This is a genomic window from Aurantimonas sp. E1-2-R+4 (assembly GCF_036549515.1).
Taxonomy (GTDB): domain Bacteria; phylum Pseudomonadota; class Alphaproteobacteria; order Rhizobiales; family Rhizobiaceae; genus Aurantimonas; species Aurantimonas coralicida_A.
This window is the reverse complement of sequence record NZ_JAZHLK010000018.1, coordinates 59853-77078: the sequence shown is the minus strand read 5'-3', so window position 1 is coordinate 77078 and position 17226 is coordinate 59853. Positions and strand designations below refer to the sequence as shown.

The 17226-nt window shown below is 65.0% G+C and carries 17 protein-coding genes; 10 read left to right on the top strand and 7 right to left on the bottom strand.

Annotated features, from left to right (window positions below; all coding sequences use genetic code 11):
- Positions 1-14 precede the first annotated feature (14 nt).
- Positions 15-812 (top strand): calcium-binding protein, encoded by a 798-nt coding sequence (locus VQ045_RS10490; RefSeq protein ID WP_331830057.1) that lies wholly within the window; start codon positions 15-17, stop codon positions 810-812.
- 78 nt (positions 813-890) lie between these two features.
- Here the strand turns inward: VQ045_RS10490 and VQ045_RS10485 are convergent, their stop codons facing one another.
- Together VQ045_RS10485 and VQ045_RS10480 are read right to left on the bottom strand one after the other, a co-directional pair.
- The gene (locus VQ045_RS10485; RefSeq protein ID WP_331830056.1) at positions 891-1547 is read right to left on the bottom strand and encodes an outer-membrane lipoprotein carrier protein LolA; all 657 of its coding nucleotides are present in this window, start codon (positions 1545-1547) and stop codon (positions 891-893) included.
- Between the two features lie 157 nt (positions 1548-1704).
- Positions 1705-4539, bottom strand: coding sequence for a DNA translocase FtsK (locus VQ045_RS10480; protein WP_331830055.1), 2835 nt, complete (start codon positions 4537-4539; stop codon positions 1705-1707).
- Between the two features lie 208 nt (positions 4540-4747).
- Between VQ045_RS10480 and VQ045_RS10475 the strand changes: the two genes are divergently transcribed.
- The gene (locus VQ045_RS10475) at positions 4748-5023 is read left to right on the top strand and encodes a GNAT family N-acetyltransferase (protein WP_331830054.1); all 276 of its coding nucleotides are present in this window, start codon (positions 4748-4750) and stop codon (positions 5021-5023) included.
- A 113-nt stretch (positions 5024-5136) separates the two neighbouring features.
- Here VQ045_RS10475 and VQ045_RS10470 read toward each other — a convergent pair whose 3' ends face one another.
- The 3 genes from VQ045_RS10470 to tesB all read right to left on the bottom strand — a co-directional run bounded on the left by VQ045_RS10470 (position 5137) and on the right by tesB (position 7978).
- Entirely contained in the window at positions 5137-6510 is a 1374-nt protein-coding gene (locus VQ045_RS10470; RefSeq protein ID WP_331830053.1) for an ammonium transporter, read from the bottom strand.
- Between the two features lie 15 nt (positions 6511-6525).
- Positions 6526-6864: a P-II family nitrogen regulator gene (locus VQ045_RS10465; protein WP_327622800.1), complete on the bottom strand. Its 339-nt coding sequence runs from the start codon at positions 6862-6864 to the stop codon at positions 6526-6528.
- Positions 6865-7105: 241 nt separating this feature from the next.
- On the bottom strand, positions 7106-7978 hold the full coding sequence (gene tesB / locus VQ045_RS10460; protein ID WP_331830052.1) for an acyl-CoA thioesterase II: 873 nt from the start codon (positions 7976-7978) through the stop codon (positions 7106-7108).
- Between the two features lie 140 nt (positions 7979-8118).
- On the opposite strand from tesB, the gene VQ045_RS10455 reads away from it, so the two are divergent.
- The 8 genes from VQ045_RS10455 (at position 8119) to VQ045_RS10420 (ending at position 16166) form a co-directional block, all read left to right on the top strand.
- A complete protein-coding gene (locus VQ045_RS10455; RefSeq protein ID WP_331830051.1) occupies positions 8119-9369 on the top strand; it encodes a ubiquinone biosynthesis hydroxylase in 1251 nt (416 codons plus the stop codon).
- Positions 9370-9567: 198 nt separating this feature from the next.
- Positions 9568-9918 carry a DUF2849 domain-containing protein gene (locus VQ045_RS10450; protein WP_331830050.1) on the top strand — a complete coding sequence of 117 codons (351 nt, stop codon included), beginning with the start codon at positions 9568-9570 and terminating at the stop codon, positions 9916-9918.
- Positions 9919-9985: 67 nt separating this feature from the next.
- Positions 9986-11677 (top strand): nitrite/sulfite reductase, encoded by a 1692-nt coding sequence (locus VQ045_RS10445; RefSeq protein WP_327622804.1) that lies wholly within the window; start codon positions 9986-9988, stop codon positions 11675-11677.
- A complete protein-coding gene (locus VQ045_RS10440; RefSeq protein WP_327622805.1) occupies positions 11674-12180 on the top strand; it encodes a DUF934 domain-containing protein in 507 nt (168 codons plus the stop codon). Before VQ045_RS10445 ends, VQ045_RS10440 begins: the two co-directional genes overlap by 4 nt.
- Positions 12181-12184: 4 nt before the next feature.
- Positions 12185-12973, top strand: coding sequence for a phosphoadenylyl-sulfate reductase (locus VQ045_RS10435; protein WP_331830049.1), 789 nt, complete (start codon positions 12185-12187; stop codon positions 12971-12973).
- Positions 12970-13872 (top strand): sulfate adenylyltransferase subunit CysD, encoded by a 903-nt coding sequence (gene cysD, locus VQ045_RS10430; RefSeq protein WP_331830048.1) that lies wholly within the window; start codon positions 12970-12972, stop codon positions 13870-13872. Before VQ045_RS10435 ends, cysD begins: the two co-directional genes overlap by 4 nt.
- A 1-nt stretch (position 13873) precedes the next feature.
- Positions 13874-15538, top strand: coding sequence for a sulfate adenylyltransferase subunit CysN (gene cysN, locus VQ045_RS10425; protein ID WP_327622808.1), 1665 nt, complete (start codon positions 13874-13876; stop codon positions 15536-15538).
- Positions 15539-15854: 316 nt separating this feature from the next.
- Entirely contained in the window at positions 15855-16166 is a 312-nt protein-coding gene (locus VQ045_RS10420) for a hypothetical protein (RefSeq protein WP_327645470.1), read from the top strand.
- Between the two features lie 67 nt (positions 16167-16233).
- Here the strand turns inward: VQ045_RS10420 and VQ045_RS10415 are convergent, their stop codons facing one another.
- A complete protein-coding gene (locus tag VQ045_RS10415) occupies positions 16234-16425 on the bottom strand; it encodes a Trm112 family protein (RefSeq protein WP_206454625.1) in 192 nt (63 codons plus the stop codon).
- A gap of 60 nt (positions 16426-16485) precedes the next feature.
- Positions 16486-17166 (bottom strand): LON peptidase substrate-binding domain-containing protein, encoded by a 681-nt coding sequence (locus VQ045_RS10410; protein WP_327645471.1) that lies wholly within the window; start codon positions 17164-17166, stop codon positions 16486-16488.
- Positions 17167-17226 lie beyond the last annotated feature (60 nt).

Sequence of the window (17226 nt, the reverse complement as noted above, 5' to 3'; positions counted from 1 at the left end):
CTCGGTGATCTTCAATGCCATCGCTCGCCCGCTCCCTTCGCCGGGACAGGGAATCACGCGCAGCGAAAATAAGAAAATCACAACCGAGTCAGATCAAACGCTGGCCGGTATCAGGCCTCGGCGAGGCGGCCGGCGACACGTTCAATTTCGTCGACGGCATCATCGGCAGCCAATTCGCCGACACGCTGTTCGGCGATCAGTGGAGCAATATCCTCTACGGCTTAGCGGGCGCTGACAATCTCTACGGCCGCGACGGCTTCCTGGATTATCTCTACGGCGGCGATGGAAATGATAATCTCGAGGGCGGCGACGGCGCCGATTATCTCGATGGCGGCGCCGGGTTTAATTCGGTCTACTACACGTCCAGCACGGCGGTGCGGGTCGACATCTCCAATGTCACTGCGAGCACCGGCGGCGAGGCCCAGGGCGATACGTTCAACCTGATCAACAACATCGTCGCCAGCCAGTTCTCCGACATTCTCTATGGCGACATGTGGAGCAACGTCATTTACGGGCTCGGTGGCAACGATGTCATCGATGGCGGCGGCCTCAACGACGTCATCTATGGCGGCGACGGCGCCGACTGGTTCATCTTCACGCCCGGCGCCGGCTCCGACACGCTGGCCGATTTCGCCGACAATTCTGACCGGATCGACCTGCGCAGCTTCGGCTTTTCCAGCGCCAACGCCGCGCTTGCCTTCGCCACCGATACCGGGACCGACGTGCGCTTCGACTTCACCGACGGCTCGCAGCTCAATGTCTATAATGTCGCCAATGTCTCTGACCTGCAGAACGACATCATCTTCGCCTGAGGCGGAGAAAGCGCAGGATACAGAACGGGCCGCCCCCAAAGGCGGCCCCGGTGACGGTAGACGAATGAAACGGCAGCCTCAGTTGCCGGTCTGGCCCTGGGCGATCGCCGTATAGGGGATCTTGAAGGAGGAATCCTTGATATCGCCCCCCTTCTTGACGTTGTAGATCATCACCGTGGTGTCCTTGCCCTGCTGGTCGCGGATCGTCCACTGCTTGAGTTCGTTGGATTTCGGGTCGAACATCATGGTGATGCGCGAATTGCCGAATACCGATTTGTCGCCCATGACAATGGTGGTGAGATCGGGCTCTTCCTTGACGCTCTGGATATTCGCCGCCGAAAGATCGATCCGCCGGTTGAGCAACAGCTTCAAGGGGGTCTTCGACAGGGGATAGACATCCCATGTGTTCAGCTTCTTGTTGTTGACCGCGACATTGGAGCCGTCGGAGATCACCCGGAGCGGCGTTCCTGAATAGTCGAAGCGAACCTTGCCGGGCCGTTCGATGTAGAATTTGCCCTCGGTCTGCCGGCCGTTCGGATCAAACTGCATGAAGGTGCCATGCATTGAGGGAATGCCGGAGAAATGGTCGGCGATCTTCTGCGCCGCGGCGCTCGACTGGGCCGCTGCTGGACCTACCGAGAGCGGTGCAAGGGCCGCTGCCGCGATGAATGCCGAGGCCACGCCGCGAACGAGCGCTGCGCGGAAGGATCGGTGGACTGTATCGTTTTTCGCCATGGTGGTGGAGGCTTCCCTTATTCCGAAGTCTGCCCTTCGTCTCGCCGAACCAGATAGGGCGCGACGCGGATTTCGTCTCGCCCCTTCATGTCGGGTCGCATCATTCGCCCCGCAATGGGGCGCCCCAATGGCGAAAACCTAACCATTTCGTCATCGGTCACATGCGGTCGTCTTCCGTCGGCACCAGGATCTCGCGCTTGCCGGCGTGGTTTGCCGCGCCGACGATCCCTTCCCGCTCCATCCGCTCGATGATCGAGGCGGCGCGGTTGTAGCCGATCGACAGGCGCCTCTGGACATAGGAGGTCGAGGCCTTACCGTCGCGCAGCACGATCGCCACCGCCTGATCGTAAAGGTCGGCGCCCTCATCGACCTCCCCGCCACCGCCGCCGCCGGACGACCCGGAGTCGCCGTCCTCGTCCTCGTCCTCCAGGATCGAGTCGAGATAGTCGGGCACGCCCTGGCTTTTCAGATGCGCGACGATCTGCTCGACCTCGCTGTCATCCACGAACGGACCGTGGACGCGCTGGATGCGGCCGCCACCGGCCATGAACAGCATGTCACCCATGCCGAGCAGTTGCTCGGCGCCCTGCTCCTGCAGGATGGTGCGGCTGTCGATCTTCGAGGTGACCTGGAAGGAGATGCGGGTCGGGAAGTTCGCCTTGATCGTGCCGGTGATGACGTCGACCGAGGGTCGCTGCGTCGCCATCACCACATGGATGCCGGCGGCACGGGCCATCTGCGCCAGGCGCTGCACGGTGCCTTCGATGTCCTTACCGGCGACCATCATCAGGTCGGCCATCTCGTCGATGATGACGACGATGTAGGGCAGCGGCTCGAGATCGAATTCCTCGGTCTCGAAGATCGGCTCGCCGGTTTCGCGGTCGAAGCCGGTCTGGACCGTGCGCGAGATCGTCTCGTCCTTCTCCAGCGCGCTTTTCACGCGCGCGTTGAAGCCGTCGATGTTGCGGACGCCCACCTTCGACATCTTGCGGTAGCGGTCCTCCATCTCGCGGACCGTCCATTTCAGCGCGACGACCGCCTTTTTCGGATCGGTCACAACCGGGGCGAGCAGATGCGGAATGCCGTCATAGACCGACAGCTCCAGCATCTTCGGGTCGATCATGATCATCCGGCATTCCTGCGGCGTCAGCCGGTAGAGGAGCGACAGGATCATCGTGTTGATCGACACCGACTTGCCGGAGCCGGTGGTGCCGGCGACGAGAAGATGCGGCATCTTGGCGAGATCGGCGATCACAGGCTCGCCGCCGATGGTCTTGCCGAGGGCGAGCGCCAGCTTGCTCTTGTTCTGGGTGAAGGTCTCCGAGCCGATCATCTCGCGGAAATAGACGGTCTCGCGGCGCTGGTTCGGCAGTTCGATGCCGATGGCGTTCTTGCCGGGAATGACGGCGACGCGCGCGGCGATGGCGCTCATCGAGCGAGCGATGTCGTCGGCCAGGCCAATGACCCGTGACGACTTGATGCCCGGTGCCGGTTCGAGTTCGTAGAGCGTCACCACGGGGCCGGGGCGCACCTCGATGATCTCGCCCTTGACGCCGAAATCTTCCAGCACGCCTTCGAGCAGACGGGCGTTCTCCTGCAGCGCTTCCGGCGACAGGGTAGAATCGCGGCTACGCGGCTTCGGCGGCGTCAGGAAATCGATGGAGGGCAGTTCGAAGCGGACGGGATCGGCGACCGTCGTCGCCGGCTTCAGGGCGACGGCCCGGCCCGAGCCGCCGCGCAGCCGCTGTTGCTCGGCGGTGACGGTTGCCTGCGGCACGACGCGCACGCCCGGATCGACCGGCTGGTGCGGCACGCCTTGGCTGGATCGCGCTTGGCGTCCCGGGGCCGGACGGCCGGATGCCCCAGCCGCGCCGTCCGGAAGCTCGTCCTTCGCGGCCTTGCGGCCGGGAAAGGCGACGATGTTGCCGGACAAGAGCCCACGCCAGCCGCCGCCCTCTTCGGGGATCGGCGCCGCGTTGGGCGACACCCGGTCACCAGGACGGACGATCATGGCGTCGTCATCGCTAAAGTCGCCATCCGCGAAATTGCGCTCTTCGCTATTATCCGTTTCGTCCCAAGGCATTGCGGAGCCAGCGTCGAGTTCCGCGCGCCCATCATCGGCATCCGCCTCGTAATAGTTTTCCATGTGCTCAGGCTGGGACACGCGGATCGAGCGGCGGTCGCCGTGCCCTTGCGCCGGGTAGGGGGAGAAATCCTCGTCGTTGTCGCGCCAATTGGCGAAGCCGTCGCCGAATTCCTTCGACGCGCGGGCCTCGCGGCGGGCGGCGAGACGCCGGCCGATGGCGGATTTCGCCGAATAGGCGGTATGAGCCAATGCTCCGAAAAACAGCGCCAGGCGGCCTTCCCCCTCGCCGTCATCCTCGTCGTCTGCTTCGACCACCGAGGCCTTGCGACGGCGGCTTGTGACCGGTGCCGGACGGCGTCGATCGATCACCCCGGCGCCGTTGAGGAACAGCCAGGTCGCCGGCGCGGCGATCATCAACGCAAGCACGATCGCGAGGAAGCCTTGCGGATATGCCCCGGTGGCCAGCGCCGGAAATTTTAACACGAGGTCGCCGGCGACGCCGCCAAGGCCGATCGGCAGGGGCCAGCCCGCTGGCGCCGGCAGACAGCCGAGAGCGGCCGCGGCCAATACGGTCCCGGCAACCGCATACCAGGCACGCCGCCAGATATGGTCGATCGCATGGCCGGACATCAAAATCAGTCCCCAGATCGCTGGGAGAACCACGAGCAGCGCCGCGGCAAGGCCGAAAATCTGCATGGCGAGGTCGGCGACGATAGCGCCGGAGGGGCCCGCCCAGTTCTCCACCATGTTCTGATTGGACTGGCTGAGCGAGGGGTCGCTCACACTCCAGGTCGCGAAGGCGACGCCGAGATAGCCCGCCAACGCGATGAGCGCGGCGCCGGCGCCGATTTCGCCCTGCCGCCGAAGGAATGTCGTTTCGCTGCCGCCTGGCGCCGTGGTTGCCATCTGACCCTGCCTGTCTTGTCCAACGCGGATCGTGCCTTCGAGCCGGCCCGCTACTTGCGGCCAGATTAGGGAGCCGAGGTTAAGACCCGTTTAAGCTTAAGACCGGCTTACGATCGGCGCGCGAATCCGGAAGTCGAAACGCCGCCCGATCTTGCCATCGCGAAACCGTCCGCCACTCTTATCAATGATCGAATAAGGAGGCGGGACGATGGACATTCGGCACGAGGCAGACGGCAGCAAGGGCCGATTTACGACCGGGGACGGCGACAGCGAAATGACCTATGTCAGGGTCGGCGAGTCCCTCGTCATCTTCGATCACACTTTCGTTCCAGACCGATATCGTGGCCAGGGGTTGGCGGGGAAACTGCTCGCCGCCGGCGTTGATTGGGCCCGCGCGGAGAATTTGAAGGTGATTCCGCAATGCCCCTTCGCTCGGACCGAATTCGATCGCAAGCCGGAATATCGCGACGTTCTAAAGGAATGAACCCTCCGCCACCGCCTTGTCGCAAACCCGGTGATCGAACCCTTCTCTTGAAAACGAAAGAGGCAGGCGCTGACCGCCTGCCTCTCATCATGTGGTGGGACGAAGTTGTCCGATCAGGAGTGGTAGGCCGCCTCGCCATGATAGACGAGATCGAGGCCTTCGCGCTCCTGCTCCAGCGTCGGGCGCAGGTCGACGACGAGATCGACGATCTTGAAGAGGATCGCCGAGATGACGCCACCCCAGACCAGCGTGACCAGCACACCAACGATCTGGGCCCAGACCTGGGCCCCCATCGACACGCCATCGGCCAAACCGACGCCGCCCAGCGACGAGGCGGTGAAGATGCCCGTGCCAACCGCGCCGATGATGCCGCCGATGCCATGGATGCCAAAGACGTCGAGGCTGTCGTCATACTGGAACTTGTTCTTCACCACCGAGACGAAGAAGTAGCAGCCGGCGCTGGCAAGCCCGCCGAGGACGATCGCGCCGACCGGCCCGATCGTGCCACAGGCCGGCGTGACCGCGACCAACCCGGCAACTATGCCGGAGGCCCCGCCCAGCATGGAGGCCTTACCGCGCATCATGGTTTCGATGACGCACCAGGTGAGCAGCGCACCGGCCGTGGCGGTGAACGTGTTGATCATGGCCAGCACCGCGCCCGCGGTCGATTCCAGATTAGAACCGGCGTTGAAGCCGAACCAGCCGACCCACAGGATCGAGGCGCCGACCATGGTCAGCGTCATCGAGTGTGGCGCCATCATGTCCTTGCCGAGACCGGTGCGCTTGCCGACGAAGAAGCAACCGACTAGCGCTGCGATGCCGGCGTTGATGTGCACGACGGTGCCGCCGGCAAAGTCGAGCGCGCCGACGCCGCCAGAAAGAGTCCCGTTGAAGATCAGGCCGGCGCCGTCCCAGACCATGTGCGCGATCGGGAAGTAGGCGAAAGTCAGCCACAGCACCGTGAACAGCACCACCGCCGAGAATTTGATGCGCTCGGCGAAGGCGCCGACGATCAGCGCCGGTGTGATCATCGCGAAGGTCATCTGGAAGGCGATGAACAGATATTCGGGCAAGGCCACGCCATCGGTGAAGGTCGCCGCCGTCGAATCGACGGTCACGCCCGAAAGAAAGAGCTTGCCGAGGCCGCCCCAATACGGGCTGGTGCCGCCGCCGAAGGCGAAGGAATAGCCCCACACCACCCAGACGATGATGGCGACGCCGGAGATCACGGTGCACTGCATCAGCACCGACAGCATGTTCTTGGCTCGCACCAGGCCACCATAGAACAGGGCGAGGCCGGGCATGAGCATGAACAGGACGATCAGTGTGGCCGTCATCATCCAGGCGACGTCGCCCTTGTCGACCGTGGGAGCTACGGCCTCGGTCGCCGCATCGGCGGCCGGCACGGCGGCATCCTGGGCGAAGGCCGCCGTGGCGGCGAGCCCGGCCAGCAGGGAGCCGGCAAATAGGAGTTTCTTGATATTCATGGGTGGTCGGTCCCCTTAGAGTGCGTTCGCGTCGACTTCGCCCGTCCGAATGCGGACGGCCTGGTCGATGCCGAAGACGAAGATTTTGCCGTCGCCGATCTGGCCGGTCTTGGCGGCGGCCTGAATCGCCTCGACCGCCGGCTCGACCATGTCGAGCGCAACGGCGATCTCGATCTTCAGCTTGGGCAGGAAGCTCACCGCGTATTCGGTGCCGCGATAGATTTCGGTATGGCCTTTCTGACGGCCATATCCCTTCACCTCGGTGACGGTGAGGCCCTGGATGCCAATGCCGGTCAGCGCCTCGCGCACTTCGTCCAGCTTGAATGGCTTGATGATCGCCATCACGATTTTCATGTTCACCTCGAACCTTGGGCAGCCGCATAAGCGCCGCCGTGTTGAGCCATCACTCGCCGGAGCAGCATGCCCGCGACGATGACTGACCTTCAGGAATCAAGGTTTGTGCCAAACGGAAGCCGCGCCACCGTTCGGTCTTATTTTGCAGTGCGAAACGGCGGCTTCCACCGGCGTTGCCCGCCGGTTGGACGGGCTCAGCGCCGCTTAAAAGCGCGGCAAAAACCGCAAATCTGGCTGAAAATTAGGCAGACGGGGCGCGCCGGGGGCGGATCAGCCCTTCCTGTGCCACCGATGCGACCAGCGTTCCGTCGCGGGTGAACAGCGAGCCACGGGTGAGACCCCGCGCGCCTGACGAGGACGGGCTGTCCTGCGCATAGAGCATCCAGTCGGAGACCTTGACCGGACGGTGGAACCACATGGCATGATCGAGGCTGGCCGCCTGGATGCGTTCGTCGAACACCGACAACCCATGCGCGAACAGCGAGGTGTCGAGGAGGGTCATGTCGGAGAGGTAGGCAAGAACCGCCGCGTTCAGGTTGCGATCGTCGCCGATCGGGCTAGCGCAGCGGACCCAGACCTGTTGCACCGGCTCCAGCTTGTCGCGGGTCAGATAATGGTCGAAGGAGACCGGCCGGAACTCGATCGGCCGGGGCCGCAGCCAATAGCGGCGCACCGGCTCAGGCGCCCGTTTCAGGATCGTTTCCTTGAGATCGTCGCCATGCGGGAGATCGTCGGGACCGGGAACGTCCGGCATCGTCACCTGGTGGTCGTGCCCGTCCTCGTCCTTCTGGAAGGAGGCCGACAGCGAGAAGATCGCGTGGCCATGCTGGATCGCGACGACGCGCCGGGTGGTGAAGGAGCCGCCATCGCGAATCCGGTCGACATCGTAGATGATCGGCGCTGCGGGGTCGCCCGGACGCATGAAATAGGAATGCAGCGAATGACAATGGCGGTCGGCGGGGACGGTACGTTGGGTGGCGACCAGCGCCTGGGCGATCACCTGGCCGCCGAAAACCCGCTGCCAGCTCTGATCCGGACTGATGCCACGAAACAGATTTTCTTCGATGCGTTCGAGATCGAGGATATGGAGGAGCTTTTCAACGGCCTCGGTCATCCTAATCTACTCCCCAGTCGCGGGGAGCCACGCACCCCTTCGCCTTTCGCGGCGTTGCACCAATATACCGGGCGTGGTCAACCGGTTTTAGCGATCCGCACCGACCGCGCCGCACGAGGGGCGCGAGCAAGGAGACTTCGATGTCCGACACCAGAGCCGCGACGACAGCCGCCGAGCAGGCCGACATCGTCATCGCCGGAGCCGGCTATGTCGGCCTGACGACGGCGGTGGCGATCGCCGACGCCGCGCCGCATCTCAAGATCGTCCTGGTCGACGCCGCGCCTGAAGGGGTCTGGAAGAAGGATGGCCGCGGCTCCGCCGTGGCAGCCGCCGCCGTGCGGATGCTGGAGCGGCTTGGCATCTGGGAAAAGGTCAAGGACGAGACGCAGCCAATCACCGAGATGATCGTCACCGATTCACGCACCTCCGACCCCGTCCGTCCGGTGTTTCTCACCTTCGGCGGCGAGGCCAAGCCGGGCGAGCCGTTTGCGCACATGCTGCCGAACACCGCCCTCAACGGCGCCCTGCGCGAGCGCGCGAAAGCGCTCGGCATCGACATCCGGCAAGGCATGGCCGTGTCGGGCATCGACCGGCAGATGGCGGCGATCCGCGTCGCCCTCACCGGCGGCGGAACGGTCGACGCGCGGTTGCTGATTGCCTGTGACGGTGTCCGCTCGACGATCCGCGACATGGCCGGCATCCACACCGTCCACTGGGATTATGGCCAATCCGGCATCGTCGCCACCGTCGCCCACGAGCGCCCGCACGAAGGCCGGGCGGAGGAGCATTTCCTGCCCTCCGGGCCGTTCGCCATCCTGCCGCTCAAGGGCAACCGCTCGTCGCTCGTCTGGACCGAGCCGACCCGCGAGGCCGAGCGTCTGGTCAATGCCGACGAGATGCTGTTCGATCACGAACTCGAACAGCGCTTCGGCCACAAGCTCGGCGCGCTGACCGTCGAGGGCGGCCGCCGCGCGTTTCCGTTGGGACTCACGCTGGCGCGCGATTTCGTCAAGCCGCGGATCGCGCTCGCGGGCGATGCCGCGCACGGCATCCACCCGATCGCCGGCCAGGGCCTCAATCTCGGCTTCAAGGACGCCGCGGCGCTGGCCGAGACGATCGTCGAGGCGGACCGTCTCGGCCTCGATATCGGCGCGCTCGACGTGCTGGAGACCTATCAGCGCTGGCGGCGCTTCGACACGGTCCAGATGGGCATCACCACCGATGTCCTGAACCGCCTGTTTTCCAACGACAACCCGTTGCTGCGGGCGGCCCGCAGCTTCGGACTGTCGCTGGTCGACCGCGCCCCGCCCCTGAAGGACTTCTTCATCGGCCAGGCCGCCGGCCTGTCGCGCGGGCCGTCGCCGCGTCTTCTCAAGGGCGAGCCGATCTGAGGCCGCCCGGCCGCGCGTCCCAGACCAATCTGGAACGATCCTGTCGCTAAGTCCGTCCGGGGCAGGAAATTCTTTCTCCTTGCACCACGACAAGGCAATCGACGCCGCCGCTGACCGGCGCGATTCGGCTTATCTATCATCGACCGAACACTGGCCCGGCCCATTGGCCCGCATGGACCAGCGACAAGGGAGATGACAATGGCGAAGGACCACCGCGCGGGATCGAAGGTCCGGGGTGACAAGCTTCCGGCGATCCTGATGGCGAACCACCTCCTCGATGGAGACGTGGTGTTCCTCGCCGATAAAGGCTGGACGCTCGACCCGTCCAAGGCCCGCATCGCCTTCGACGCCGAAACCGCCGAGGCGATGGACGCCGAAGGCAAGACGGCCTTCGCCGCTAATGTCGTGGTCGACCCCTATCTCGTGCCGGTCGATCTCAAAGGCACCGGCCTTCCGGTCGCCCGGCATTTTCGCGATGCGATGCGCCAGAAGGGTCCGTCCATTCACCCGGACATGGGCAAGCAGGCCGACTACCCGACGCCCGCCTGAACGCTCTACGAGAGGCGACAGGCCAAAGCGCCCGGCGCCTTCAACAGCACCATCAAAGGATACGATCATGTATCGCTACGACGAATTCGACGAGCGTTTCGTGCGCGAGCGGGTCGCCCAGTTCCGCAGTCAGGTGGAGCGGCGTCTCAACGGCTCGCTGTCGGAAGATGAATTCAAGCCGCTGCGTTTGAAGAACGGGCTCTATCTGCAGCTTCACGCCTACATGCTGCGGATCGCGGTGCCCTACGGCACGCTGAATGCGCGCCAGCTGCGCCAACTGGCACACATCGCCGACACCTACGACAAGGGCTATGGCCACTTCACCACGCGCCAGAACCTGCAATTCCATTGGCCGAAGCTGAAGGACGTTCCGGACATCCTGGATCTGCTCGCCGACGTCGAGATGCACTGCATCCAGACCTCCGGTAACTGCATTCGTAATGTGACCGCCGACCAGTTCGCCGGCGTCGCCGCCGACGAGGTCGAGGACCCGCGGCCAACCGGTGAACTCATTCGCCAGTGGTCGAGCCTGCATCCGGAGTTCGGCTGGCTGCCGCGCAAGTTCAAGATCGCCGTGACCGGCGCCGAGCACGACCGCGCGGCGATCAAGACGCATGACATCGGCCTGAAGATCAAGCGGCACCCCGAGACCGGGGAGATCGGCTACGAAATCGTGGTCGGTGGCGGCCTCGGTCGCACGCCGATGATCGGCAAGCTGATCCGGGAGTTCCTGCCGAAGGACGAGCTGCTCGCCTATCTGGAAGCCGTCATGCGCGTCTACAACTCGGAAGGTCGGCGCGACAACAAGTTCAAGGCGCGGGTGAAGATCCTCGTCCACGAGACCGGCGAGGAGGAATTCCGCCGCCGCGTCGAGGCGGAATTCGCCAAGCTCGACGGGCCGTCGATCAACGCGCCGGACGAAGAAGTCGCACGGATTGCGGCTTATTTCGCAGCCCCCGCCTATGAGGATCTGCCACAGGACTCCACGACTCTCGCGGCGGCGCGGGCAAGCGACCCCGGCCTCGCCCGGTTCGTCGAGCAGAACGGCTTTGCCCATCGCCAGCCTGGCTACATCGCCCTGACGGTGTCGCTCAAGGCCATCGGCGAGGTGCCCGGCGACATAAGCGCCGACCAGATGCGCGCCTTCGCCGATATCGCCGAGCGCTATTCCTTCGGCGAGTTGCGCGTGACCCATGGCCAGAACCTCGTCCTGCCGCATGTGAAACAGGACGATTTGCCGGCGGTCTACGCCGCGCTGAAGGCGGAAAGGCTGCATACGGCCAACGCCGGGCTCGTCACCGACATCATCGCCTGCCCCGGCCTCGATTATTGCGCGCTGGCCACGGCGAAATCGATCCCGATCGCGCAGAGCATCGCCAAGACCTTTGCGGACGAGGCGCGCCAGCTGGAAATCGGGCCCCTGCCGATCAAGATTTCCGGCTGCATCAATGCCTGCGGCCACCATCATGTCGGCGCGATCGGCATTCTCGGGCTCGAAAAGGCCGGCAAGGAAAACTACCAGATCACCGTCGGCGGCGATGCCACCGAGAACGCCGCCCTCGGCGAACGGCTTGGCCCCGGCATCGACGCCGAGGACGTGCCGGGCGCGATCGAATCGATCGTCGAAACCTATCTCGGCGAGCGGCAGGACGGCGAGGAATTCATCGAAACCGTGCGCCGCGCGGGAATTGAGCCGTTCAAGGCCGGCTTTACCGCCTATGTCGCCGGCCGGGAAAGCCTTCGAAAGGACGCCGCATGACGCTGATCGCCGCCACCGGCGCGAAGCCGGACGCCTACACCCGCGTCGACACCGCCGAGGTCGCCACGAAAACCGAGGGCCCGGTGATCATGCCGCTGGCCCTGGCCGACGCCGTGCTCGCTGTCTTGCCGGAGTTGCGCTTCGGCCTGTCGGTGCCCAACAGCGCGACGATCGAGGAGATTGCCCCGCATCTCGACGCGGCCGACCTCATCGCCGTGGAGTTTCCCGCGTTTTCCGACGGCCGCGGCCTGTCGCTGGCCAAGCGGCTGCGCCGGGCTGGCTTCGACGGCACGCTGCGCGCGTCCGGGCCGCTGATCGCCGACCAGTTCGCCGAGGCGCTGGCCTGCGGCTTCGATGAGATCGAACTGCCCGAAACGATGGCGAACCGGCAGCCGGTTCAACAGTGGATGGCGGCCAAGGACATCGTCACACGGCACTACCAGACCGGCTATGGCGAAGAGCGCAGCATCCTCCAGAAGCGGCTCGCCGCCCGGAGGGCCTGACGCCATGTGCGCGGAGCGTAGACATCTCGCGGGGGAGCTGAATATCAGCTTCGCGGCGCTGACCCCGCTTGAGCGCCTGCAGGCGCTGGTGGATCGCGCCGGCGGACCGGTGGTGTTCACGACGAGCCTTGGCATCGAGGACCAGATGATCACCCATCTGATCTTTTCGAGTGACCTGCCGATACTGGTGAAAACGCTCGACACCGGCCGGCTGTTTCCCGAGACCTACGCGCTCTGGCGCGAGACCGAGGAGAAATACGGCCGCCGCATCAAGGCGCTGTACCCGCAAGCCGACGCGCTCGAGGCGCTGGTGAACGACCAAGGCATCGATGGATTCTACTACGCGCCGGAATTTCGCAAGAACTGCTGCAGCGTCAGAAAGGTCGAGCCGCTGGCACGGGCGCTCGCCGGCGCCGCCGGCTGGGTTACCGGCCTTCGCCGCGATCAGTCGGCCAACCGCTCGGATATGGACTTCGTCTCCTTCGACGGCGCCCGCGGTCTGATCAAGGCCAACCCGATCTTCGACTGGACCCGCGACGCCATCGTGGGGTTCACGGTCGAGCAAGGCATTCCGGTCAACGCGCTGCACGCGAAGAACTTCCTGTCGATCGGCTGCGCCCCCTGCACCCGCGCGATCCGCCCAGGCGAGCCGGAACGGGCCGGCCGCTGGTGGTGGGAGGAAGAGACCAAGCGCGAATGCGGCCTGCATGTCGATGACGCTGGCCGCCCCATCCGCAACGACGCCCATCGTCCCGCGAGAGCGGACGCAGCCTTCGAGAGACTGCCGCAATGAAACAGCTGACCCATCTGCAGCGGCTCGAAGCCGAGGCGATCTTCATCCTGCGAGAGGTCGCAGCGACGGCCGAAAATCCGGTGATGCTGTATTCGGTCGGCAAGGATTCGGCGGTGATGCTGCATCTCGCGATGAAGGCCTTCGCGCCCGGCAAGCCGCCCTTCCCGCTCCTGCATGTCGATACGACCTGGAAGTTCCGGGAGATGATCGAATTCCGCGACCGCCGCGCCAAGGACCTCGGTCTCGACCTCATCGTCCATATCAACCAGGAGGGGGTGCGTGCCGGCATCAACCCGTTCTCATCCGGCAGCCGCGTCCACACCGACGTGATGAAGACGGAGGGCCTGAAGCAGGCGCTCGCCAAATACCAATTCGACGCGGCCTTCGGCGGCGCGCGGCGCGACGAGGAGAAGTGCCGCGCCAAGGAGCGCATCTTCTCGCTGCGCTCGGCCGAGCATCGCTGGGACGCCAAGAACCAGCGACCGGAGCCCTGGCGGCTGTTCAACACCCGCAAGAAGAAGGGCGAGAGCTTCCGGGTCTTCCCGCTGTCGAATTGGACCGAGCAGGATGTGTGGGACTACATCGCGCTGGAAAACATCCCGGTCGTGCCGCTGTATTTCGCAGCCCCCCGCCCCATCGTGAGGCGAGACGGGGCGCTGATCATGCGCGACGACGAGCGGATGGCGCTGAAGCCCGGCGAAACGATCGAGACCATGATGGTCCGCTTCCGCACCCTCGGCTGCTACCCGCTGACCGGAGCGGTGGCGTCGGAGGCAGCGACGCTTGCCGACATCATCGCCGAAATGCGCGGATCGCGCACCTCGGAGCGCCAGGGCCGGGTCATCGACCAGGATTCCGGCGCCTCGATGGAAGAGAAGAAGCAGGAAGGCTATTTCTGACATGACCAGCGTCCTGCAACAGCGCCCCGCCGCCGAGGATACCGACGCGGTTCCTCGTCCTGCGAAGCTCGCTCTCGTCGATCCACAGGCCGGCGCGCGGCCGTTGGCGGTACCGGCCGCCTCGCTCTTACGCTTCATCACCTGCGGCTCGGTCGACGACGGCAAGTCGACGCTGATCGGCCGGCTGCTCTACGAGACCAACGCCGTCTTCGACGATCAACTCGACGCGCTGAAGCGCGATTCGAAGAAATTCGGCACCACCGGCGAGGATCTCGATTTCGCGCTGCTCGTCGACGGACTGTCCGCCGAGCGTGAGCAGGGCATCACCATCGACGTCGCCTACCGGTATTTTTCTACCGGCCACCGCGCCTTCATCATCGCCGACACGCCCGGCCACGAGCAGTACACCCGCAACATGGCGACTGGCGCCAGCCAGGCCGAACTCGCGGTGATTCTCGTTGACGCGCGCAAGGGCATCCTGCCGCAGACGCGGCGCCATTCCTTCATCACTTCGCTCGTTGGCATCAAGAGCGTCGTCATCGCCATCAACAAGATGGATCTCGTCGACTTCGCCGAGGATCGCTACGAGGCGATCAAGCGCGGCTATGAGGCGATCATGCCCGCGCTCGGCTTCACCGACGTCTCCTTCGTTCCCGTGTCGGCGAAGAATGGCGACAACATCGCCGCCCGCTCGCCAAACATGCCGTGGTACCGGGGCGAGACGCTGCTCGAGCGGCTGGAATCCGTCACGCCCGAGACCTTCGACGCCGGATCGGCGCCGTTCCGGATGCCGGTGCAGTGGGTCAACCGACCCGATCTCGATTTCCGGGGCTTCGCGGGCACCATCGCCGGCGGCAGCATCGCGGCCGGCGACCCGGTCGTCGTCCTGCCAGGCCGGCGCGAAACCCGTGTGAAAGCCGTCTGGGATCCCGACGGAGAGGTGCTGTCGGCCGCCGCCGGCGAGGCGGTGACGTTGACCCTCACCGACGAGGTCGATGTCTCGCGCGGCGACGTGCTGGCAAGGCCGGACGATTCGCTGGCGGCGGTGAAATCCGTCACCGCCGAGATTCTCTGGATGGTCGACCGGCCACTGCTGCCCGGCGGACGCTTGGTCGCCAAGCTCGGCACCGCTTCGACGCCGGCGAGCGTGCGGGCCCTCGAGGCCGCGATCGATATCCATTCGTTCGAGCCGAAGTCGGCAAACGTCCTGTTGATGAACGAGATCGGCCGCGTGACGATCGCCTTCGACCGTCCCTTGGTCGCGACGACTTACGCGGCCAGCCGCGAACTTGGCTCCTTCATCCTGATCGACCCGTTGACCAACGAGACGATGGCGCTCGGCGTCGTGCGGACGGTCATTGACGACAGGCAGCCGTCGCAATCCTCGGCAGAGCCGGGCTCGACGCTGGATACACTTAAGGCGCTTTGGCTCGGCGAGACGACAAGCGCAGCCCATCGTTGGGCGATGGTGCGGTTCCGGGCAGCGGCAGCGGTGCTGTTTGGCTTCATCGGGTTTCTGTTCGGGCTTGCCCCGGTACTGGCGGCTGTCCTCGCATTGCTCGATTTTGCCCTGCGGCCATTGCTGCGGGTTGCCTTCGGCGCCCATCAACGCCATCCGGCTGCCGAGAAAGGCGTCGCGACGGTGGGCGACGGCGCGGGCATTTGACCGACAAGCAGCCAAAGCCATGGGCGCCGCGGCTCCGGGCACCGTGGCGCGGGCGCCTGCCGCTGACCGAGCTTGTTCTCCTGGCGTTATCCCTCGTCGCGTGCCTGACCCTGACGGTCGGCATCTTGGGTTGACCGCCGGCGGCCGGCCGCAATCGTCAGGACAACGTGGCGATGGCTTGGCCGGCTTGTCCGAAATCACCTTCCAATGATCATCGCGCGAACGTGAACAGACCACGAAGCAGCGAGAGCCTCTCTCCATCGACGGAGCGCCAAAAACGGTGTCCCGCCGCCCCTCGGAAAGATGGAGAGTTCCGATGAAAGCACTGCTACTGACAGCCGCGACCCTGATGCTCGGCGTTCATATCGCCGCGGCTCAGACAGAAACCCCGGCAGAGGGCGAGATGCCGATGGCGTCAAGCTGCGCCGAGACGCTGCCTCAGATCCGGGCGTTGGTCGACCAGGCCGAACAATCGGGGATCGATACCGAAACGGCGAAGGGGTACGTCGCCGCCGCCGAGAATGCGCAAGCGGCGAACGACGACGATGGCTGCATCCGCGCCCTTCAGCTGGCGCAGAGCGAGGTTCTTTCGAATGCCGATGCCCAGCCCGACGCGGCGGCGCAATAGATCACGATGAAATCGGAGGGCCGGGCGCGATGCCCGGCCTTCTTTCTTTGACACCGGGCTGTCCATCTCAGTCGAGCTCTCTCGCCTCGGAGGGGAGCATGATCGGGATGCCTTCGCGAACCGGATAGGCGAGCTTCGCCGCCTTCGACACGAGTTCGTTGTTCTCGCGATCGTAGACGAGGGACGTCTTGGTCAGGGGACACACCAGAAGCTCGAGCAGCTTCGGATCGGGCCGTCCCATTTCGCGCCGTTGGTTCATCTGTTCCGTCTTTCACTTCGCGGTCGTCGGCTCCGGCAAACGCGCGGTGGCCGTACCGCCCTATTGCAGCGTGTGCGAGGAGCCGTCGTCGCCGCCATCGCGCGCCAAGGCGATCTCGGTGATGGCGACCAGAGTCTCGGCCCGCGTCTTCAGGTCGGGGGCCTCGAGCAGCGCCTGTTTCTCGGCCGCGCCGTAGGGCGACATCATGCAGAGCGCGTTGACCAAGGTCTCGTTGGAGGCGCGGGTGACGCTTTCCCAATCCGCCTCGAGCTGATTGGCCTCCAGATATTGCTTGAAGGTGCCCAGCAACGAGTCGCGATCGACCTCGCCGGCTCCCTGCCCCAGATCGAGATCACCGAGAAAGGCCGCCGCCCGGCACGAGCGATACGGCGCCCGATCGGATAACTCCTCCAGCACCCGGAATCGCACGACACCGTGCAGACTGATGATGTAGCGCCCGTCGCCGGACTCATTGAGCGATGTGATCCGGCCGAGGCAGCCGACCTTGCAAAACTCCGGCTCGCCATCGCTTCGGCGCCGCCCGTCGAGCGCCGGCTGGATCATGCCAATGATCCGCCCCCCGGCCATGGCGTCGTCGACCATCTGCAGGTAGCGCGGCTCGAAAACGTTGAGCGGCAGCTGCCCGCCCGGCAGGAGCAGCGCGCCCGCCAGAGGAAAGAGCGGGACGACGCTCGGGAGGTCCGATGCGTTCCGATAGTTGAAGTTGCCGGCGTGAACCAAACCATGTCTCCGTTGCCGAGACCGAACTTGGAACGCGAACACGCGATCTCAAGGGATGCG